19 protein-coding genes are annotated in these 19,714 nt (G+C 64.4%); 10 read left to right on the top strand and 9 right to left on the bottom strand.

What is annotated here, in order from left to right:
• Position 1: 1 nt before the first annotated feature.
• The 5 genes from BOO69_RS19385 to BOO69_RS19365 all read right to left on the bottom strand — a co-directional run bounded on the left by BOO69_RS19385 (position 2) and on the right by BOO69_RS19365 (position 4,088).
• Complete coding sequence (locus BOO69_RS19385; protein ID WP_071974041.1) at positions 2-925, bottom strand: fumarylacetoacetate hydrolase family protein; 924 nt, start codon at positions 923-925, stop codon at positions 2-4.
• 2 nt (positions 926-927) lie between these two features.
• Positions 928-2,043, bottom strand: a complete 1,116-nt coding sequence (locus BOO69_RS19380) for a cupin domain-containing protein (protein WP_071974040.1) — start codon at positions 2,041-2,043, stop codon at positions 928-930.
• Positions 2,044-2,107: 64 nt separating this feature from the next.
• The gene (locus BOO69_RS19375; RefSeq protein ID WP_071974039.1) at positions 2,108-2,560 is read right to left on the bottom strand and encodes a MarR family winged helix-turn-helix transcriptional regulator; all 453 of its coding nucleotides are present in this window, start codon (positions 2,558-2,560) and stop codon (positions 2,108-2,110) included.
• 64 nt (positions 2,561-2,624) lie between these two features.
• A complete protein-coding gene (locus BOO69_RS19370) occupies positions 2,625-3,317 on the bottom strand; it encodes an aspartate/glutamate racemase family protein (RefSeq protein WP_071974038.1) in 693 nt (230 codons plus the stop codon).
• Between the two features lie 12 nt (positions 3,318-3,329).
• Entirely contained in the window at positions 3,330-4,088 is a 759-nt protein-coding gene (locus BOO69_RS19365; RefSeq protein WP_071974037.1) for a DeoR/GlpR family DNA-binding transcription regulator, read from the bottom strand.
• A 253-nt stretch (positions 4,089-4,341) separates the two neighbouring features.
• Between BOO69_RS19365 and glpD the strand changes: the two genes are divergently transcribed.
• The 10 genes from glpD to BOO69_RS19315 all read left to right on the top strand — a co-directional run bounded on the left by glpD (position 4,342) and on the right by BOO69_RS19315 (position 15,141).
• The gene (glpD, locus tag BOO69_RS19360; protein ID WP_071974036.1) at positions 4,342-5,925 is read left to right on the top strand and encodes a glycerol-3-phosphate dehydrogenase; all 1,584 of its coding nucleotides are present in this window, start codon (positions 4,342-4,344) and stop codon (positions 5,923-5,925) included.
• Positions 5,926-5,935: 10 nt separating this feature from the next.
• Complete coding sequence (locus BOO69_RS19355; protein WP_071974035.1) at positions 5,936-7,024, top strand: ABC transporter ATP-binding protein; 1,089 nt, start codon at positions 5,936-5,938, stop codon at positions 7,022-7,024.
• A gap of 10 nt (positions 7,025-7,034) precedes the next feature.
• Positions 7,035-8,111, top strand: a complete 1,077-nt coding sequence (locus BOO69_RS19350; protein WP_071974034.1) for an ABC transporter ATP-binding protein — start codon at positions 7,035-7,037, stop codon at positions 8,109-8,111.
• Positions 8,108-8,977, top strand: a complete 870-nt coding sequence (locus tag BOO69_RS19345; RefSeq protein WP_071974033.1) for a carbohydrate ABC transporter permease — start codon at positions 8,108-8,110, stop codon at positions 8,975-8,977. Before BOO69_RS19350 ends, BOO69_RS19345 begins: the two co-directional genes overlap by 4 nt.
• A 48-nt stretch (positions 8,978-9,025) precedes the next feature.
• Positions 9,026-9,916: a carbohydrate ABC transporter permease gene (locus BOO69_RS19340; RefSeq protein ID WP_172839577.1), complete on the top strand. Its 891-nt coding sequence runs from the start codon at positions 9,026-9,028 to the stop codon at positions 9,914-9,916.
• On the top strand, positions 9,916-10,242 hold the full coding sequence (locus BOO69_RS19335) for an SH3 domain-containing protein (protein WP_071974032.1): 327 nt from the start codon (positions 9,916-9,918) through the stop codon (positions 10,240-10,242). Before BOO69_RS19340 ends, BOO69_RS19335 begins: the two co-directional genes overlap by 1 nt.
• Positions 10,243-10,351: 109 nt before the next feature.
• Positions 10,352-10,624, top strand: a complete 273-nt coding sequence (locus BOO69_RS19330; RefSeq protein WP_071974031.1) for a DUF2160 domain-containing protein — start codon at positions 10,352-10,354, stop codon at positions 10,622-10,624.
• A 77-nt stretch (positions 10,625-10,701) separates the two neighbouring features.
• Complete coding sequence (locus BOO69_RS19325) at positions 10,702-12,423, top strand: ABC transporter substrate-binding protein (RefSeq protein ID WP_071974030.1); 1,722 nt, start codon at positions 10,702-10,704, stop codon at positions 12,421-12,423.
• Positions 12,424-12,502: 79 nt separating this feature from the next.
• Positions 12,503-13,990 (top strand): glycerol kinase GlpK, encoded by a 1,488-nt coding sequence (gene glpK, locus BOO69_RS19320; RefSeq protein ID WP_071974029.1) that lies wholly within the window; start codon positions 12,503-12,505, stop codon positions 13,988-13,990.
• 2 nt (positions 13,991-13,992) lie between these two features.
• Complete coding sequence (locus BOO69_RS19315) at positions 13,993-15,141, top strand: iron-containing alcohol dehydrogenase (protein WP_071974085.1); 1,149 nt, start codon at positions 13,993-13,995, stop codon at positions 15,139-15,141.
• Between the two features lie 63 nt (positions 15,142-15,204).
• On the opposite strand, the gene BOO69_RS19310 is transcribed toward BOO69_RS19315, so the two are convergent.
• The 4 genes from BOO69_RS19310 to BOO69_RS19295 form a co-directional block, all read right to left on the bottom strand.
• Entirely contained in the window at positions 15,205-16,728 is a 1,524-nt protein-coding gene (locus BOO69_RS19310; RefSeq protein ID WP_071974028.1) for a glycosyltransferase family 2 protein, read from the bottom strand.
• Positions 16,729-16,731: 3 nt separating this feature from the next.
• Positions 16,732-17,232 (bottom strand): hypothetical protein, encoded by a 501-nt coding sequence (locus tag BOO69_RS19305; protein WP_071974027.1) that lies wholly within the window; start codon positions 17,230-17,232, stop codon positions 16,732-16,734.
• A gap of 113 nt (positions 17,233-17,345) precedes the next feature.
• Complete coding sequence (ppsR, locus tag BOO69_RS19300) at positions 17,346-18,764, bottom strand: transcriptional regulator PpsR (RefSeq protein ID WP_071974026.1); 1,419 nt, start codon at positions 18,762-18,764, stop codon at positions 17,346-17,348.
• On the bottom strand, positions 18,764-19,552 hold the full coding sequence (locus tag BOO69_RS19295) for a cobalamin B12-binding domain-containing protein (RefSeq protein WP_071974025.1): 789 nt from the start codon (positions 19,550-19,552) through the stop codon (positions 18,764-18,766). The genes ppsR and BOO69_RS19295 overlap by 1 nt, the downstream gene beginning before the upstream one ends.
• Positions 19,553-19,714: the final 162 nt, after the last annotated feature.

Below are 19,714 nucleotides of genomic sequence, written 5' to 3'. Positions count from 1 at the left end.
CCTACTTCGACGGGGTGCTGTTGATCACCGGGTGGCGAATGGTGCCGATACCCTCGACATGCGCCACGATCACGTCGCCGGGCCAGAGCCATTCCTGCGGATCGCGCCCTGCGCCGACGCCCTCGGGCGTGCCGGAGGCGATGATGTCGCCCGGCTCCAGCGTGATGCCCGTGCTCAGGTCGGCGATCAGCTCGTCCACCTTGAACAGCATCTTGGCGGTGTTCGATCGCTGTTTCTCCACGCCGTTGACGGTGAGCCAGAGGTCCAGCGTCTGCGGATCGGGAATTTCATCCGCCGTCACGATGCAGGGGCCGAACGGGGCGTAGCTGTCCATCCCCTTGGAGAAGATCCACTGCCCGGCACGGCGGTTGTCGCGCGCCGAGATGTCGATGATGAGCGAATACCCGAAGACATGCGACAATGCGGTCTCGCGCGCCACGTTCTGCGCACGGGTGCCGACGATGACGGCCAGCTCGACTTCCCAGTCCAGTTGCTGGGTCATGTCCGCGTCGTGGCGCACCGGATCGTCAGGGCCGATCACCGTCGTCGGCGGCTTGGAGAATACGACCGGTTCCTTCGGCAGGTCCGGCTTGGTGTCCAGCGCCTTGGAGCTTTCGGCGACGTGATCGAGATAGTTCAGCCCGATGCCGAAGATGTTCTTGCGCGGGCGCGGGATCGGCGCCAGCAGCTTGACGTTCTGGAGGGGCAGGGCGCTTGCATTGCCCCAATCACCGCGCGCCGCCTGCAAAGCAGCCTGCAACCGGGTCACGGCCGCCGGTCCGAGGTCGATGAAGTCCAGCATCCGGGAAGGCAGGTTCAGGCCGACGCCGGCCCCGAATTCGGCAACGTCGACGACGGTGTTGTCCTGCAGGACCCCCAGACGCGGGGCCGCTTCGACATGGGCTTGGTAGGTGACGAGTTTCATTTCTATCCTTCTGGCTGGTGGCCGTTGTTGTCGCCCAGGGCTTCCTCTCGGTAAAGACCCAGCGCCCGGATCACGGGCAGATCGTTGAGGCAGAAAAGGCAGGCATCCTCGCTGTCCGATGCGTTGGCATGTTCGTGCCAGGCCCAGGAGGGCACGCAGAAGATGTCGCGCTCGGACCAGTCAAAGCGCTGGCCGTTGATGATCGAATGTCCCGATCCCTTGCAGCACTGGTACAGGTAGCTGCCGGTGTGGCGGTGGGCCTTGGTGGCGAAACCGGGCGCGAGCCGCTGCATGGATGCGCCCAGCGTCTTCATCACCGGGCCGTTCGTTGTCGGATTGACGTATTCCATCAGGTGCCCGTCGAAAGGCGACGGGTCGGACGCCTCTGAGAAATGGTTCAGCGCCTCGTAGGTGCGGTCCCATTCGTACTTGAACATCGGTGAGTAGCCCTTGGACCAGTCGCCGCCGCCGGGAGTCAGCCCGGCATTGCCCCAGGTCTTGGTCATGTCGTCGACCGGAAAAGCAACGGGTTCGGACAGGTCGGGATGCACCTCGAAGAAGTTCGCCTCCATGGCGTTGACGAAAGGAATGTCGAGCCCGTCCTGCCAGATGCAGGGGGTGCCATCGTCGCTGACCGCGTGTTCGTGCCACGTGCCGTTCGGCGTCAGCACGAAGTCGTTCCGGCCCAAAGTCATCTTGTGCCCGTCGACCACGGTATAGGCGCCCGAGCCTTCCATGATGAAGCGGATCGCACTGGCGGAGTGACGGTGCGCGGTGGCCTTCTCTCCCGGATGCATGACCTGCAGACCGGCATAGATCCAGCCGACGGCCGCGGCCACGTCACTGCGTCCGGGGTTGTTGAAATAGATCACCCGGCGCCCCGCCTTTTCCGGCGTCACCAGTTCGACCGAGCGCAGCACCTTCTCGCGCAGGTCCCGATAGCGCCAGAGAACCGGTTGCGACTGCGACTTCGGCTCCCAGGGCTCGATCTTGTTCGCGACGGTCCAGAGCGCGCCGGTGTGGTGGCCTTCCAGTTCGTCGTAGTATTTCAGCAGTTCCGGGGTGTCCTCGACATTGGCGCGGCCCGCCACATTCTCGCGGTGGTTTTCCCGTGTCATGATCCTGCTCCCCTTTCGGCATATGGATGCAACAGCATCTATAATGTTTTAAGCCTAAAGTAAATCAGCTTTCCTGCCGCGCGCCGGCCTCGGCGCGGTGCAGCAGGTCGCGGATCTGGTCGAGATCATGGTCGTCCAGTCCGGCGAACAGCCGGTCCACCAACGCCGCGTGCCCCGCTGCCAGCTCCTCGAACTGCGCGCGGCCCCTGTCCGACAAGCTGACATTGACGACCCTGCGGTCATCCTGCGCCGGAACGCGGGTGACAAGGCCGTCCTTTTCCAGCCGGTCCACCACCGTGGAGGCATTGCCGTTCGACACCAGCAGCATCTGGCTGAGCGCGGACATCTTCATCGGCCCGTCGGACCGATAAAGCGCCGCCATCACGTCAAACCGGGGCAGGGTCGTGCCATGACTGACGCGCATGTAGTCGCGCAGGGTATTCTCGGTGTGGCGGGTCAGGCGCAACAGCCTGATCCATGTGCGCAGGCGTCTGTGGGATAGGCTGTTGCCGCGCATTGCGGGATCCTCCGGTTGCCCGTCGTCGGGCGTCCCGCAAGGCTACTTCCCGAGGGGGAGGCTTTCAACCATGCGCACCGCGCCACAGCAGCGCGGCGGCGTCCCCGATGCCATAGACGGGGCGGCCGGTCGCTTGCCGGATCGCCGCCGCGTAGGGCGGCAGGTTGCCACATTCCAGCAAAAAGCAGGCCAGCCTCGGCTCCATCGCCACCATTCCGGCAGCAAGGCCGGTGCAGTAGGCGCCGATCGCGTCGACATCCAGCGTGTCGGGCTGATCCTCCTTCCTCTTGAGGATCGCATCGGCGAAGGCGCGGCAGCCCTGGATACCCGCGACATGGACCGCCGCGGGGTCGATACCGGCAGCGGAAAGCCCCCCGGCCAGCAGGCTCTGGCGGGATGCCGTCAGGATGCCGACAGGCCGGTCCCCGCAGGTCAGCCGCAGCGTTGGATAAAGCGAAAGCGCCGACAGCATCACCGGGATCCGGACCGCCGCCGCAAGTTCCGCCTGGATATGCACGAGAAAACCGCAGGTCGAGACAAGACCCACCGCACCCTCAGCCTCGAGCGCGCGGGCCGCGTCGATGAAGGCCGCCGTCAGCGCAGCCGGGGGCGCGGCCCCCTGCACGATGTCGGTCGATCCGGCACCGGGCACGACCCGCAACCTGACCGGAAAGGGATAGCTGTCGACGTTACCGGCGTCACCCACGACACGTGGAAAGGCCGTGTCCAGCATCAGCACACCGATGAAACCGCTCATGCTGCCCTGCTTTCACGCATAATGCACCTTGGTGCCGGCGCTTTCGCAGAACCGCCGGCATTCGTCCGAAAGCGGCCGGTCGGTGATGAACCGGTCCACGTCCGCCATGGACGCGATCCGCGCGGGTGCCTTGCGGCCGAACTTCGAACTGTCGGCGGCCAGTATCACCTCCTGAGACTGCTGGATGATGGTCTTGCTGACGCCGACCTCCTGAACGTCGAAATCGAGAATGTCGCCGTCGTGACGCAGCGCCGAACATCCGATCACGGCATAGTCGAACCGGAACTGCCGGATGGTCTGGGTCGCGAGGTCGCCGACCAGCCCCCCGTCCGACCGGCGCAGGTGCCCGCCCGTGACGATGACCTCGACGTTATGGTTCTCCGACAGGATCACCGCGATATTGATGTTGTTGGTAACGACCAGAAGCCCCTCGTGATGCAGCAGTTCGGTTGCCACGGCTTCGGTCGTGGTGCCGATGTTGAGGAACACAGAGCAGTCGTTCGGGATGAACCGCGCGCAGGCACGGCCGATGTCCACCTTTGCAGCCTGATTCAGCTCGCGCCGCTCGCTGTAGCCGATGTTGGTGGTCGTGGACGGCAGCACCGCGCCACCGTGCACCCGCTCCAGCCGGCCATCGTCCGCCAGTTCGGTCAGGTCGCGGCGGATGGTCTGGGGCGTGACGCCGAAATGCTCCACCAGCCCTTCGACCGTGACCTTGCCCTCGCGGCGGGCAATCTGGATGATTTCCGGTTTGCGCAGCGTCTGGCTCATTCCGCGTCTCGAATCGAAGGATTACGACCTTGCTACACCGTCGGGGCGGTTCCCGTCACGCGATTCAACCGTCATTTCGCGCCTTTCGCAGCCAATTACCCGCCAGACTGCGCAGGAAAGATCGTGAAATTCGGCAATTTTTTCAGGGCCATGCAAAAATACGCGCATAAACGAACATTTTTTCCTTCCTTTCGAAACCATATTTTGCGAGTTTCTGCCAAAGCGAAAATTCAGTCGCTTCAGGGGGGACGTCATGACGCCGGAATACGACCTGCTGGTGATCGGCGGGGGCATCAACGGTTGCGGGATCGCACGCGATGCGACGGGCAGGGGCCTGTCCGTCTGTCTGGCCGAGATGAACGACATCGGCTCCGCCACCTCGGCGTCCTCCACCAAGCTGTTTCACGGCGGTCTGCGTTACCTTGAATATTTCGAGGTGCGCCTGGTCCGGGAGGCACTGGTGGAGCGCGAGACGCTTCTGCGTGCGATGCCCCACATCGCCTGGCCGATGCGTTTCGTCCTGCCGTACCACCCGTCCATGCGTTTCGACACGACGACACCCACGTCCAAGTTGCTGAACATCGTGATGCCCTGGATGAAGGGGCGCAGGCCCGCCTGGCTGATCCGGCTCGGTCTGTTTCTCTATGACAACCTCGGGGGCCGCAAGATTCTGCCGGGCACGACCAGCGTGGATCTGCGCAACAGCCCCGAAGGCGCGCCGCTGAAACCCAAGTTCGAACACGCCTACGAATACTCCGACTGCTGGGTCGAGGATTCCCGGCTCGTGGTGCTCAACGCCCGTGACGCGGAAGCCCGTGGCGCGCGGATTCTCACCCGGCACAAGGTCACCGGTGCCGAGCCGTCCGATGGCGGCTGGACGGTGACCTTGACCGATACCAACAGCGACCGGGAAACACAGGTCACCGCGCGGATGATCGTCAATGCGGCGGGCCCATGGGTGGGGGACGTTCTGCGCGGCACGATCCGCAGCAACCAGACCGGCGGCGTGCGGCTGGTGCGGGGAAGCCACATCGTGACGAAACGCCTGTTCGAGCATGACAAGTGCTACTTCTTTCAGGGCACCGACGGGCGGATCATCTTTGCCATTCCCTACGAGACCGATTTCACCCTGATCGGGACCACGGACCAGGAACATCACGATCCGGACAAGAAGCCGGAATGCACGCCGGAAGAGCAGCAGTACCTCGTCGATTTCATGAACGCCTACCTGGCTGACCCGATTTCGACCGACGACATCGTCTGGACCTATTCCGGCGTGCGCCCCCTGTTCGACGACGGCGCGACCAGTGCCACCGCCGCGACGCGGGATTACACGATCCATCTCGACCGCAGCCGGGGTGCGCCGGCGGTCAACGTCTTTGGTGGCAAGATCACCACCTATCGGCGCCTGGCCGAAAGCGCGCTGGAGAAAGTGGGCGAGGTCCTGCATGTCAAGGCGCCCTGGACCGCCGGCGTCCCGCTGCCGGGCGGCGATTTCCCGGTGGACGGGGTGCTGCCGCTGATGGACGGGCTGATGCGGGATTACAGCTTCCTCGATCCGGCCTGGGCGCGGCGCCTTGTCCGCGCCTACGGGACGCAGGCGCGCGCGGTCCTCGGCGACGCGCAGGAGGTGGCCGACCTGGGCCGTCACTTCGGCGCGAGCCTGACCGAACGGGAAGTTCGCTGGCTGATGGAAAATGAATACGTGCAACGCGCCGAGGACGTCGTGTGGCGGCGCAGCAAGCTGGGCTTGCGCATGACCGCGGAAGAGATCGCGACACTTGACGACTGGATCGCCGAAGCGGCCGACGGCCGGTTGTCAAAGGCGGCGGAGTAACGGGGGAAAGATGACGCTGGAGTTCAAAGGCGTGTCCAAGGTGGTGAACGGCGAGACGCATATCCACCCGACGGACCTGACACTGGAGGCAGGCACGATGAACGTGCTGCTTGGCCCCACGTCCTCGGGTAAGACGTCGCTGATGCGGCTGATGGCCGGACTGGATGTGCCGACACGCGGGCAGGTCTTCTGGGAAGGCGCGGACGTGACCGGCATGCGCGTGCAGGACCGCAAGGTGGCCATGGTCTATCAGCAATTCATCAACTACCCGTCGATGACGGTCTACGACAACATCGCCTCCCCGATGAAACTGCTTGGCATCGACCGGGCCGAGATCGACCGCCGCGTGCGCGACACCGCCGCGCTGATGAAGCTGACCCCGATGCTGGACCGCAAGCCGCTGGAGCTGTCGGGAGGTCAACAGCAACGCTGCGCGCTGGCGCGGGCGCTGGTCAAGAACGCGGGCCTTGTGCTTCTGGACGAACCGCTGGCGAACCTCGACTACAAGCTGCGCGAGGAACTGCGCGTGGAGATCCCGCGCATCTTCGAAGAATCGGGCGCCGTCTTCGTCTATGCCACGACGGAACCGGAAGAGGCGCTGCTGCTGGGCGGCAATACCGCCACGCTGTGGGAAGGCCGCGTGACCCAGTTCGGCCCCACGCCCAAGGTCTACCGCCAGCCGATCGATGCGACCACGGCACGCGTGTTCAGCGATCCGCCGATGAATTTCCTCGACGTGACCAAGCGCGGCGGAGAGTTGACTTTTGGCGAAGGCCAGAGCGCGGCGGCCCAGGGGCCGCTGGCCGACCTCGCCGATGGCAGCTATCTCGCCGGTTTCCGCCCGAACCACGTCGAGATCGCCCAGCCCGCCACCGGTGGCATCATGTTCGATACGCGCCTGAGCGTGACCGAACTGACCGGGTCGGAAACCTTTGTGCACCTCGACTACGCGGGGCGCAAATGGGTCGGGCTGATCCACGGAGTGCACAACCTGAAGCTGGGCACGGCGTTGCCGGTCTACCTCGACCCGCGCCACATCTACATCTTCAGCGAAACCGGGGAGCTGGTGGCACCGGCGTCCTACGCGCTGGCAGCCTGAGGAGAGGGACATGGCCAAGATCACACTCGACAACCTCGCCCATTCCTACCTGCCGAACCCGAAAGACGAAGATGACTTCGCGCTGAAGGAACTGAACCACGTCTGGACCGACGGCGAGGCCTACGCGCTGCTGGGGTCTTCGGGCTGCGGCAAGTCCACGCTGCTCAACCTCATTTCGGGCCTGCTGCACCCCAGCCAGGGCCGCATCCTGTTCGACGACAAGGACGTCACCGAGGCCACCACCGCCGCGCGCAACATCGCGCAGGTGTTTCAGTTTCCGGTGGTCTACGACACGATGACCGTGCGCGACAACCTCGCGTTCCCGCTGCGCAATCGGGGTGAAAAGGCCGCCTATGTCGCCGAACGGGTGCAGAAGATCGCCCGGATGATCGGGATGGAGGACGAGCTGAACCGCCGGGCGCGGGGTCTGACGGCGGACGCCAAGCAGAAGATCAGCCTGGGCCGCGGCATGGTGCGCGAGGACGTGAATGCGCTGCTCTTCGACGAACCGCTGACCGTGATCGACCCCCACATGAAATGGGAACTGCGCACGCAGCTCAAATCGCTGCACCACGAATTCGGCCATACCATGATCTATGTCACCCATGACCAGACCGAGGCGCTGACCTTTGCCGACAAGGTGGTGGTGATGTACGACGGCCGCGTCGTGCAGATCGGCACGCCGCAGGAACTGTTCGAGCGGCCCGAGCATACCTTCGTCGGGTACTTCATCGGTTCGCCCGGGATGAACGTGATCCCCGCCGAGGTCTCCGGCGCGCAGGCGGTGATCGACGGCACCGCGCTGTCCCTGAACCGCGACTTCGGCACCCTGACAGGGAATGTCGCCCTGGGCGTGCGGCCCGAGTTCGTCAGCCTGACAAAAGGCGACGGCCTCCCGGTCAAGGTGCGCCGGGTCGAGGACGTGGGCCGCCACAAGATCGTGCGCGCCGACCTTTTCGGCAGGGAAATCAGCATCGTCGCCGCCGAGGGGCAGGAGATTTCGGCCGACATGAACCATGTCACTTTCGCGCCGGATCATGTGAACGTCTACGTCGACGACTGGCGCAAGGAAGGGGTGGCGGCATGAACAAGACAGTCAATCAGAAGGCGTGGTTCCTTGTCCTGCCGGTGCTGCTCCTCGTGGCCTTCTCTGCCGTGATCCCGCTGATGACGGTGGTCAACTACTCGGTTCAGGACACGTTCGGAAACAACGAATTCTTCTGGGCCGGCCTCGAGTGGTTCGAAGAGATGCTCGACAGCGACCGCATGTGGTCCGCCCTCAGCCGGCAACTTGTCTTTTCCGGCGTGATCCTGGCGATCGAGATTCCCCTTGGGATCTTCGTCGCGCTGAACATGCCGAAAAGCGGGTTCTGGTCCAGCTTCTGCCTGGTGCTGATGTCGCTGCCGCTGCTGATCCCGTGGAACGTGGTCGGCACCATCTGGCAGATCTTCGGCCGCGTGGACATCGGTCTTCTGGGCTATACGCTCGATGCGCTCGGCATATCCTACAACTACACGCAGGATACCTTTGCCGCCTGGGCCACCATCGTGGTGATGGATGTCTGGCACTGGACGTCGCTGGTGGCGCTGCTGGCCTTTGCCGGGCTGAAGTCGATCCCCGACGCCTATTACCAGGCCGCCAAGATCGACCAGGCGAGCCGCTGGGCCGTGTTCCGCTTCATCGAACTGCCCAAGATGGCGGGCGTTCTGATGATCGCGATCCTGCTGCGTTTCATGGACAGCTTCATGATCTACACCGAGCCTTTCGTCGTCACCGGCGGCGGTCCGGGCAACGCCACCACGCTTTTGTCCATCGACCTTGTGAAGATGGCGCTGGGGCAGTTCGACCTCGGTCCCGCCGCCGCGTTCTCGCTGATGTATTTCCTCGTGATCCTGCTGATCTCGTGGGTGTTCTACACGGTGATGACCACCCTCGACGCGAAGGAGATCTGACCAGATGCGCAAGCCAAGCCTCACCGCCGCAATCAACGGAGCGTGCACATGACCGACACCACCTCCGCCCCCGGCGCGGCGCCCATCCCCGGCGACGTGATCGCATCCCGGGCCAACGTGAAGACCCGCCGCTTCCCGCGGCCCAGCGGCTCTGCCGTGGTGATGACACTATACCTTCTGTTCCTGCTGCTGCCGATCTACTGGCTGCTGAACATGAGCCTGAAGACCAACACGGAAATCCTGAACAGCTTCACGCTCTGGCCCCGTGACCTGACGCTGGACAATTACCGCACCATCCTGACCGATCCGGCGTGGTACATGGGCTACGTCAACTCGCTGATCTACGTGGTGATGAACACCGTCATCAGCCTCGCCGTGGCGCTGCCCGCCGCATACGCCTTCTCGCGCTATCACTTCATGGGCGACAAGCACCTGTTCTTCTGGCTGCTGACCAACCGGATGGCGCCGCCGGCGGTCTTTGCCCTGCCGTTCTTCCAGCTCTATTCCTCGGTCGGGCTGTTCGACACGCATATCGCCGTGGCGCTGGCGCATTGCCTTTTCAACGTGCCGCTGGCGGTCTGGATCCTCGAAGGTTTCATGCGCGGCGTGCCCAAGGAAATCGACGAGACCGCCTATATCGACGGCTATTCCTTCCCGCGCTTCTTCGTGCGGATATTCATGCCGCTGATCGCGAGCGGTATCGGCGTCGCGGCATTCTTCTGCTTCATGTTCAGCTGGGTGGAACTGCTTTTGAGCCGCACGTTGACAACCGTGAACGCGAAACCCATCGCCGCCATCATGACCCGCACACAGGGCGCAAGCGGTATCGACTGGGGCGTGCTTGCGGCGGCAGGGATCCTGACCATCGTGCCCGGCGCACTCGTGATCTATTTCGTCCGAAATTATATCGCCAAAGGCTTTGCCCTGGGGAGGGTTTGATGAAGAAGACTCTGACATCGCTGGCCATCATGGGCGCCCTGGCGTCCACCGCGTCGGCCCAGAACATCGTCATGCCGAACAATTACGGCCCGACCGACAGCGGCTGTCTCGTCAAGGGACTGGACCCCAACGGCGACGGTTTCCTGGCCCTGCGCACGGGCCCCGGCAGCAAATACGGGCAAATCGGAAGCCTGCACAACGGCGACGCCGCGTTCATCTACGGCGGTCAGGGCAGATGGCTCTTCGTCGAGAACGGGGCGGTGAACGGCAAGAAGGCACGATTCCGCGGCTGGATCTACGACGCCTGGTGCGAGTTCTATCCGTGATTTTCCTTCGCACATACGCAGCTTCCGGGATCGCGCGGATGCCGGCGGCAACGCACGACGGGGCCGGGCTTCTCTTCCGCGCCGCGCATCCGAATGGAGGTAATTGAACATGGATTGGATGGCATGGACATGGCCGACGGCGATCTTCTTCACCGTCATCGCCACGCTGCTGATCGCCTTCACCGTGCTCGCGATCAGGTTTCCCGAAACGCCACGGCGTGGCGTTCTGGGCATGGAGACGACGCGCGGCGATCGTCTCTTCATCACACTTCTGGGCAGCGCCTTCATCAACCTGGCGTGGCTCGGAATTGTCGGGGCGTATCAACCGTATGCCCTGATTGTCTGCCTTGTCTATGCGGCGGCGGTCTTTCGCTGGGTCTAGACAATGTGGTTCCACCGCCGCCGGGCTGTCGTCCGGCTGCATACGATCAAGCGTAGTTTCGAAATAGGGAGGAAACGATGAAACTTAATCTGAAATCAAGTACCGCCGTTGTGCTGGCACTTGGCATGTTCAGCGGTCCGGCTTTTGCCGACATGGACGCCGCCAAGGCGTTCCTGGACGAGGAAATCGGCGATATGTCGGTTCTCAGCCGTGCGGATCAGGAAGCCGAGATGCAATGGTTCATCGACGCGGCAGAGCCTTATCAGGGCATGTCGATCAACGTCGTGTCGGAAACCATCACCACGCACGAATACGAAAGCCAGGTGCTTGCGCCTGCATTCACCGCGATCACCGGCATCCAGGTCACGCACGACCTGATCGGCGAAGGCGACGTGGTGGAGAAACTGCAGACGCAGATGCAGTCGGGCGAGAACGTCTATGATGCCTACGTCAACGACTCCGACCTGATCGGCACCCACTGGCGGTACCAGCAGGTGCGCAACCTGACCGACTGGATGGCAGGCGAGGGCGCGGATGTGACCAACCCTGATCTGGACCTGGGCGATTTCATCGGCACCCAGTTCACGACGGCACCTGACGGCAAGCTCTACCAGTTGCCCGACCAGCAGTTCGCGAACCTCTACTGGTTCCGCTACGACTGGTTCAACGACGAGAAGAACAAGGCCGATTTCAAGGAACAGTTCGGCTATGACCTTGGCGTTCCGGTCAACTGGTCGGCCTACGAGGATATCGCGGAGTTCTTCACCGGCCGCGACCTGAGCCACATGGGTGTCGAGGGCGAAATCTATGGCAACATGGATTACGGCAAGAAGGACCCGAGCCTTGGCTGGCGTTACACCGATGCATGGCTGTCCATGGCCGGCGTGGGGTCCAAGGGTGAACCGAACGGCGTTCCGGTCGATGAATGGGGCATCCGCGTCAACGAGAACTCGCAACCCGTGGGGTCCTGCGTTTCCCGTGGCGGTGCGACCAACGGTCCGGCTGCCGTCTATGCGGTGACCAAGGCGATCGACTGGCTCCAGAAATACTCGCCGCCCGCGGCGATGGGCATGACCTTCTCCGAGGCGGGTCCGATCCCGGCGCAAGGCAACGTCGCTCAGCAGATGTTCTGGTACACGACCTTTACCGCCGACACGGTCAAACCCGGTCTGCCGGTCATGAACGAGGACGGCACGCCGAAATGGCGGATGGCGCCCTCGCCGCATGGCGTCTACTGGGAGGAAGGCACCAAGCTGGGGTACCAGGACGTGGGTTCCTGGACGCTGATGAAGTCCACGCCCGTCGACCGGGCGCAGGCGGCCTGGCTCTATGCCCAATTCGTCACATCCAAGACCGTCGATGTGAAGAAGTCTCACGTCGGTCTGACCTTCATCCGTGAATCCACCATTCAGCACGACAGCTTCACCGAACGTGCGGACAAGCTGGGCGGCCTGGTCGAGTTCTATCGCTCGCCCGCCCGTGTCGCGTGGTCGCCCACCGGCACCAACGTCCCTGACTACCCCAAGCTGGCACAGCTGTGGTGGCAGAACATCGGTGATGCGATGTCCGGCGCCAAGACCCCGCAAGAGGCACTCGACTCGCTTTGCGCGGATCAGGAGCGCGTGATGGAACGCCTCGAACGCGCAGGCGTGCAGGGCGACATCGGGCCGAAGCTGAACGAGGAAAAGGACCCGCAGGAGTGGCTGTCGATGGAAGGCTCGCCCAAGGCGAAGCTGGACAACGAGGACGAAGAGCCCAAGACCGTCTCCTACGACGAGCTGATCAAGTCCTGGGAATAATCCCCGATCATGATACCGGTGTGGGGGGCGCAGGCCCCCCACACCTTTTCAAGACCTTCACCGACCCGTTGGACACGCCATGAAATACGTACTTTCCATCGATCAGGGCACCACGTCGTCCCGCGCGATCCTGTTCGACGAGAGCCTGAACCTGCACGCCACCGCGCAGGAAGAATTCCGCCAGATATTCCCGCAATCAGGCTGGGTCGAACACGACCCGAAGGATCTCTGGGCCTCGACCGCGGGCACTTGCCGCGAGGTCATCGAACGTGCCGGCATCGACGCCAGGGACATCATTTCCATCGGCATCACCAACCAGCGCGAGACCACGGTGGTCTGGAACCGCAAGACCGGCGAACCGGTGCACAACGCCATCGTCTGGCAGGACCGCCGCACCGGCGACTTCTGCCGCACCCTGCGCGAGGCGGGCCATGCCGAGATGTTCGCGGACCGCACCGGGCTGCTGCTGGACCCGTATTTCTCTGCAACCAAGCTGAAATGGATCCTCGACAACGCCGAGGGCGCGCGGGACGCCGCCGCGCGGGGCGAGTTGCTTTTCGGCACGGTCGATACCTACCTGATCTGGAAACTGACCGGGGGCGCGGCGCACGTGACCGACGCCACCAACGCCGCGCGGACCATGCTCTATGACATTCGCAAGGGACGGTGGAGCCAGACGATCTGCGACCTTTTCGACATACCCATGGACATGCTGCCCGAGGTCCGCGACAGCGCCGCCTCCTTCGGCGAGACGCGCGCAGACCTGTTTGGCCGCCCGATCCCGATCCTCGGTGTCGCGGGGGACCAGCAGGCCGCCACCATCGGGCAGGCCTGTTTCGAACCGGGAATGCTCAAATCGACTTACGGAACCGGCTGTTTCGCCTTGCTGAACACCGGCGATACCCCGGTGCGATCGCAAAACCGCCTGCTGACCACCATCGCCTACCAGCTCGACGGCAAGCCGACCTATGCGCTGGAAGGGTCCATCTTTGTCGCCGGGGCGGTCGTGCAATGGCTGCGCGACGGGCTGAAGATCATTCGCGAAGCCTCCGAGACGCAGCCGATGGCAGAGGCCGCGGATCCGGCGCAGGATGTCGTTCTGGTGCCCGCCTTCACGGGCCTTGGCGCGCCCTACTGGAATCCCGACTGCCGTGGCGCGATCTTCGGGTTGTCCCGCAATTCGGGCCCGCAGGAGCTGGCGCGGGCGGCGCTGGAAAGCGTCGGCTACCAGACGCGCGACCTGCTCGAGGCGATGCATGCCGACTGGACGGGGCAGGGGGCCGATCCCGTGCTGCGCGTCGACGGCGGGATGAGCGCCTCGGACTGGGCGATGCAGTTCCTGTCCGACATCATCGACGCCCCCGTCGACCGGCCCAAGGTGCTGGAAACCACGGCGCTCGGCGTGGCCTGGCTGGCCGGGATGAAGGCCGGCGCGCTGCCCGATCGGGACGCCTTTGCCAAGGGCTGGGCGCTTGACCGCCAGTTCGAACCGGCGATGGACGCCGCGACACGTGACCGCAAGTATGCCAACTGGAAACGTGCCGTCGACGCGACGATGGCCTATTGATCGTGTTCCCTGCGGCGCAGCCTTTCGGCATCTCTTGCCCGACCTCCATCCATTTCGGCACCGGGCGCGCGCGGGATCTGCCCGCACTGGTGGGGCAGGAGGCCACGCGGATCCTTCTGGTTCAGGGCGGCAGCGGACTGGCCGCGCAACCGGTCCTCGCGGCGCTGCGCGGGGCGGGGCATGACGTGAGCATTATCTCCTGCCCGGGTGAGCCGGACCTCGACGGGGTGAATGCGGCCCTGTCGAAGATGGACGGTCCGACCCATGTCATCGCCTGCGGCGGCGGGGCCGTGCTGGACATGGGCAAGGCTCTGGCGGCCCTCGGCGAACACGGGGTCGACCTGCCCGAGGATTTCGATCGCCTGCCGCCGCTGACGGCCCGCCGCACCATCCGCCTGATCGCGGTGCCCACCACCGCCGGAACAGGGGCTGAGGTCACCGCGAACGCCGTGATCGACGTGCCCTCGAAACGGGCGAAGATCAGCATCCGGGGGCCGGCGCTCGTCCCGGACATCGCCGTCGTCGATCCCGCCTTGGCGCAGTCGGCACCGGCAGCCGTTACGCTCGCCTCCGGTCTCGACGCGGTCACGCAGGTGATCGAAAGCTACACGTCCAGCGCCGCAACCCCGTTCACCTCCGCCCTGTGCCGCCCGGTGATCCCGCTGGGCCTGCGGGCGTTGCGCTGCGTGACCGACGCGCCGGACGATGCCGCATGGTCGGACATGTGCTGGACCAGCCTGTCCAGCGGGATCGCGCTCGCCAACTCCGGGTTGGGCGCGGCACATGGCCTCGCATCCATCCTCGGGGCGCAGCTTGGCGCGGCGCATGGCGCGCTCTGTGGAAGACTGCTGCTCCCGACCCTGAGGACGAACCGTGCGCACGCGGTCACGGGGTCAGAGGCGCGGACCCGGATCGACCACTGCATCTCGGAAATCGAGGCTGCATTCCCGTCATCGCCGGGGGCCGAGCCGCTCTCCGGGTTCGGGACGTGGATGAACGGCAAAGGGCTGCCCGGCCTGTCGGCGCTTGGGCTGAAGGGTGACCGCATCACCGAACTCGCTGACCTCGGCAGGGCCGCATCCTCCAGTCGCAAGAACGCGGTGGACCTGCCTTCCACCGCCTACGCGAAGATCCTGCAGGACGCGCTGTAGGCCATATCGCACACCTTTTCCCGGATAAGGCTAGTTATGTAAATATTTGGAACCGCACCCGCGTCACCCGTCCGGCTGCAGATATGCCCTGACCCGTGCTTCGACGGCCTCGGCCACCGCCTCGGGTGATTGGCCATCCGTCGGAACGGTTGCCTCCACGCCCTCCGTCCTCTCTGCCCGCTCTCCCAGCCAGATGTTCAGCTGCTCGGGATGCGGAACATAGCCGTCGGCCGAGGGCCGGATGAGCACGATCTCGTCATCGTGCGGATGCCGGGACTGCCAGGTCTCCGGCCCATCGCACCTAACACGGTGGCCGCGCCGCTCCAGCGCGGCGGCCACTTCGTCCGTCGTATGCTCGGGCGTCTGTCCCTGCTTGATCGCGATGACATAGCGCAGGTTGTCCAGCGTATCGGACAGGCTGTCGAAGCCCAGGGCATTCTTGTGGGACACGACCCGCTGAAAGACGTAGGGCTTGGAGGTCGAGATCCGCGTCTCGTCCGAAGCGTCGTCCGAATAGAGACAGCCGATGAAGGGGCAGTAGATGGGCCGGTTACTGTGCGTATAACGCAGCACCAGATCCCAGTCGACCATGCGCCGGAGCCGGTCGTCAAAGCCGCCGTACTCCTTCACCATGTCGGCCCGGTGGCAAAAGACGTTCAGGTCCACGTAGTTGCCATTAATGCAATGGGCCCAGTCGAAGGGTTCACCCCGGTAGCCGACAACCTTGCCGCTCCGATCGTGCAGACGGCTTGCCGCGTAGCCGCAGCGCGCGCCCGACACCTCCAGAGCGATCAGCATCAGCCGCACGAAGTCGGGTGTCCAGATGTTGTCGCTGTCGAGGTAGAAGATCACCTCGCCCCGCGCGCGCGACAACCCGAGATTGCGCGCCGAGGAAACGCCGCCCTGCGGCTGATGGCAGGGCACCACCCGCGGATCGGCCGCGAGCGCGTTCACGACGTCACTGGTGAAATCGGTGCTGCCGTCGTCCACCACGATCAGTTCGAGATTGTGATGCGACTGCCCCAGCACCGACCGGACCGCCCGCGTGAGCGTCACTGCCCGGTCCCGGGTCGGCATGATGACACTGACGAGCGTGTTCCGCGCCGCCAGCGTTTCCGCGTGCCGCGCGCTCAACGCGTTGACGAAACGCGCGGCGCCAGCGTGGTCGAATTCGGTCATCAGCCGATGGGGACGGCCCTCGAGACGCGCACCGAACACCCGGTCCAGCACCTCGGCCGCCGCGTCCGCCAGCGGCTCGGGTGCGGCCCGGTCGATCATCGATTGCGCAACCGGATCGGGCGCCGCGTCCGCCAGCGGGCTGGGCAAGACCTCACGCCCTTCCGCCCGGCCGAACAGCTCGTAGTGCCAAAGCGCGTTGTGCCCCGCCTCGGCAACCTCGGGATACCGCGCGAGATAGGCCGCCGTGCAAAAATCCGGCCCCGGATCGCGCCCGATCGTGCCGCCGTAGACCGCGTAATGATGTGCCGCCGACCTGTCGTACAGCTGCGCGTCGGGATAGACCCGGCGATACCAGGCCGCATCGAAGAGCGGGCTGTCTTCGATGATCTGCACGGGATCGCGCTGCATGACCTAGCCCCGCCCCCCGAGCCGTCCCAGCCAGCGCAACGGACGGGTCACCCGCCAGGACGTGCTGCCGCGCATGTCGGCCAGCATCCCTTCCAGCTCCGCGATGCGTTGCGCCTGTACCGCCGCGCGGTCGTCGCTTTCCTGTCGTGATTGCATCAGTGTCTCGCCAGCGGCCTTCACCTCGGATTTGAGCGCGGCGATTTCCCGCGCCTGTTCGTCCAGCCGAGTGGCCCGCGCCGACAGCTCCTCCGCCGCGGCGCTGCCACGACGATCGGCTAGGTTCGCCAGTTCGGCAAGTTCCGCCTCGCGCCTGGCGAGCGCCGTTCGCAACCGCTGGACCTGCGCGTCCATGCCGCGAACCTGCGCCTCGAGGATCTGCTCCACGTCCAGCAGCAGGCGGTTCACTTCCTCCGCCCCATAGCCGTCCGTCCGCTCCCGCACCACGACGGGCCGGTATGCGGGGCGTCTTTCCGACACGGTGAACCGATCAAACTTGGAGGCCATACCCTTGCTCACTGAAACAACACGGAGCACTTCGGCTCACCGGAGGGCCATCATATCGTCAAGTCGCGGGGGTGGCCAGCCGCGACCGAAGCCGGACCGTCACCGTCCCGCGCTCAATCTTCCTGATCCTTCTTGAGAAGGTCGTACTTGCGCAGCTTGACGTAAAGCGATTGCCGCGACAGGCCAAGCATCTCGGCCGCGGCCACCCGGTTGTTCGAGGTCAGCTCGACCGCCGTCTCTATGCACATCTTCTCGATCACGTCGGTCGTCTTGGCGACGATGCTCTTGAGCGTCTGGCTGCCGATCAGCTCGATGACGGACGACATGTCGACGTCGGTCACCGGGGCGCCGCCACTGCGCACGGCTTCGGATCGGCTGGCATCGCGGATCACCATCGCCAGAACCGTATCCTTGCCCGAACTCACGACGGTCGATGCGATCTCGACCTGGGTCTCCGCCCCGTGTTCCCCGATCAGCCGCGTGGCGTAGAGCCGCATTGCACCGGTGCGCAGCGCGTTCTCCCGCATCACGTTCAGGTCCACCGAGCCGCGCCCGAGAAAATCGGTCACCGCCCGGCCCTTGACCGCGCGGACGTTCACCACGTCGCTCTGGCGCAGGAAAGCTTCGTTGGCGCTCAAGATGTTGCCCAGCTTGTCGACAAAGACGATACCGTCAGCCCCCCGCTCGAACAGGCTCGAAAGATGCTCGTCCAGCTTGTCTGAGCGAACGGAAAGCACGTCCCCGTTGCGGATCTGGCATAGGAGAAGTTGCTCTCCCGTCGCGCGGAACAGCGTGGTGCGAATTGTGACCGACGCACCCTGCCGCGTCTTTGCCGGCAGTTCGCTCCCCGAGGCGCCGCCCGCTGCACGGGTCAGGGCGCCAAGGATATCTCCCTCGCCCCCGGCATCCAGAAGATCATGAAGCGGCGCGCCGATCACCTCTGCCCGCTGCTTGCCGAAAAGAGCCAGTGCCGCCGGGTTGCAATCCGATACCACCCCCGTCGACGCGGAAACGAAGACGGTTCCTTCGGGTGTCGCGGCCATCAGCACGCGCAGCCGCGTATCGAATTCGCGCTGTGCCTCGTAATCCCGCTCCAGCGCGATCTGGGCCGCCACCAGCTGCTGCTGCATCTCTGCGACCGGGCGCAGATCCTGACCCAGCATCAGAAGCGCGTCGGGCTTGCCGATCCGGTGAAAACTGTAGCGGACGGGAAATTCCTGAATGCCGTCACGCGCCTTGTGATTCAGTTCGACGGGCCGGACATTGCCCTGCGGCTGCTCGAGGAAACTGGCGAGCCGTTCCTCGAACTTCGGAATGGATTCGACGGTCAGATGCGCGCTCAGCGGCTGCCCTTCCCATCGGGAGAATCCCAGCGGCATGCGGAAGGCCGGGTTGCTCAGCACGCCCAGCACCTGGCCGGACCTTGAAACGACGAGCGCCAGGTCGCCAACGCGCGAGATGATCTCCGATGCGATCTCCGGCTCGATCATCGGGACCAGCCCTGACGCCCATGTCATCTCGCCCTGTGACATCACCTTGCCTTGTGTTCGGAATGCCGGCTGCGCACCTCCGCATGGCGCCGGTCGCAAAAGGCCAGCGCCTCGCCGACATCGCAGGTCGCGAAATCGGCTGCGGTGCGCTGTGAAAGGGTTTCGGCCAGTTCCAAGGAATTCCCACCTATGATTACCGGCGTCCGTCGGCCGAATTCGGACCCTACTAAAGCCAATTGCCTAAGGGATTCAAGTTCCTGTATTCCGTAGGCGGACAGCAGCACGCCACGGAAGATACAGCGTTCCAGTTCCTGACGCAGGATATCGGGTGTCAGGTCCAACCTGAGGTGCACGGAAAAACCACGGTGGCGCAGCTGCCCCGCCAGCACCGTCACGCCCAGCGTGTGCTGGAAACCTGCCGGCACCCCCACGAGATAGCTGGGCCGATCGCTGTCGATCTCCTGGGTCGAAAGCCCCCAGTCCCGCCCGAGGTCGCGCAGCACCGCCTGCAACCGAACGGATCCCAGCGACACCTGAAGAAAACCGATCCGGTCGTCCACCCAGGCGTCTCCCAATCGCCGGGCGATGGCAGGCACGTATTCCTCTGCGATCTGGACGGGGCTGACGCGGGCCTTGCGCATGGCGCGGACCACCTCGCCGAGCGCGGCGCGATCCGGCGCACAGGCCGCGTCGTACATCTGGGACAGATACGTTTCCATCATGGGCCGCACGGATTCGAAAGTCGGTTTCAGACGGCCCAGCACCTGAAGGGCGACCCGGCTGACCCCGACAGAGGTTTCATGGCAATCCGACTGCTGTCCGTCCGGCATGCTCCCCCCTCGACTGGATTTCTCGTCCGGCGATCACGTGATGCAGGCAAAGAGTCCGTCCCATGCTCCGCGAGGGGCGCTCATTTGTCAAATAATATTGACAAGTCTCGCCAAACCACTCTTGCGCCCTGAAATCAGGGGACTTCGGGATGACATGTAAAA

This window comes from Sulfitobacter alexandrii, assembly GCF_001886735.1.
Lineage (GTDB): Bacteria > Pseudomonadota > Alphaproteobacteria > Rhodobacterales > Rhodobacteraceae > Sulfitobacter > Sulfitobacter alexandrii.
Note: the sequence above shows the minus strand (reverse complement) of the source record. Positions and strands in the feature narration are given on the sequence as shown.

Bases quoted from the DNA above. Each gene is read 5' to 3' on its own strand.
- BOO69_RS19370 (WP_071974038.1), bottom strand. From the start codon at position 3,317: ATGAGCGGTTTCATCGGTGTGCTGATGCTGGACACGGCCTTTCCACGT.
- BOO69_RS19325 (WP_071974030.1), top strand. From the start codon at position 10,702: ATGAAACTTAATCTGAAATCAAGTACCGCCGTTGTGCTGGCACTTGGC.
- BOO69_RS19330 (WP_071974031.1), top strand. From the start codon at position 10,352: ATGGATTGGATGGCATGGACATGGCCGACGGCGATCTTCTTCACCGTC.
- BOO69_RS19355 (WP_071974035.1), top strand. From the start codon at position 5,936: ATGACGCTGGAGTTCAAAGGCGTGTCCAAGGTGGTGAACGGCGAGACG.
- ppsR (WP_071974026.1), bottom strand. From the start codon at position 18,764: ATGTCACAGGGCGAGATGACATGGGCGTCAGGGCTGGTCCCGATGATC.
- BOO69_RS19345 (WP_071974033.1), top strand. From the start codon at position 8,108: ATGAACAAGACAGTCAATCAGAAGGCGTGGTTCCTTGTCCTGCCGGTG.
- BOO69_RS19335 (WP_071974032.1), top strand. From the start codon at position 9,916: ATGAAGAAGACTCTGACATCGCTGGCCATCATGGGCGCCCTGGCGTCC.
- glpD (WP_071974036.1), top strand. From the start codon at position 4,342: ATGACGCCGGAATACGACCTGCTGGTGATCGGCGGGGGCATCAACGGT.
- BOO69_RS19350 (WP_071974034.1), top strand. From the start codon at position 7,035: ATGGCCAAGATCACACTCGACAACCTCGCCCATTCCTACCTGCCGAAC.
- glpK (WP_071974029.1), top strand. From the start codon at position 12,503: ATGAAATACGTACTTTCCATCGATCAGGGCACCACGTCGTCCCGCGCG.
- BOO69_RS19365 (WP_071974037.1), bottom strand. From the start codon at position 4,088: ATGAGCCAGACGCTGCGCAAACCGGAAATCATCCAGATTGCCCGCCGC.
- BOO69_RS19295 (WP_071974025.1), bottom strand. From the start codon at position 19,552: ATGCCGGACGGACAGCAGTCGGATTGCCATGAAACCTCTGTCGGGGTC.
- BOO69_RS19340 (WP_172839577.1), top strand. From the start codon at position 9,026: ATGACCGACACCACCTCCGCCCCCGGCGCGGCGCCCATCCCCGGCGAC.
- BOO69_RS19375 (WP_071974039.1), bottom strand. From the start codon at position 2,560: ATGCGCGGCAACAGCCTATCCCACAGACGCCTGCGCACATGGATCAGG.
- BOO69_RS19385 (WP_071974041.1), bottom strand. From the start codon at position 925: ATGAAACTCGTCACCTACCAAGCCCATGTCGAAGCGGCCCCGCGTCTG.
- BOO69_RS19380 (WP_071974040.1), bottom strand. From the start codon at position 2,043: ATGACACGGGAAAACCACCGCGAGAATGTGGCGGGCCGCGCCAATGTC.
- BOO69_RS19310 (WP_071974028.1), bottom strand. From the start codon at position 16,728: ATGCAGCGCGATCCCGTGCAGATCATCGAAGACAGCCCGCTCTTCGAT.
- BOO69_RS19305 (WP_071974027.1), bottom strand. From the start codon at position 17,232: ATGGCCTCCAAGTTTGATCGGTTCACCGTGTCGGAAAGACGCCCCGCA.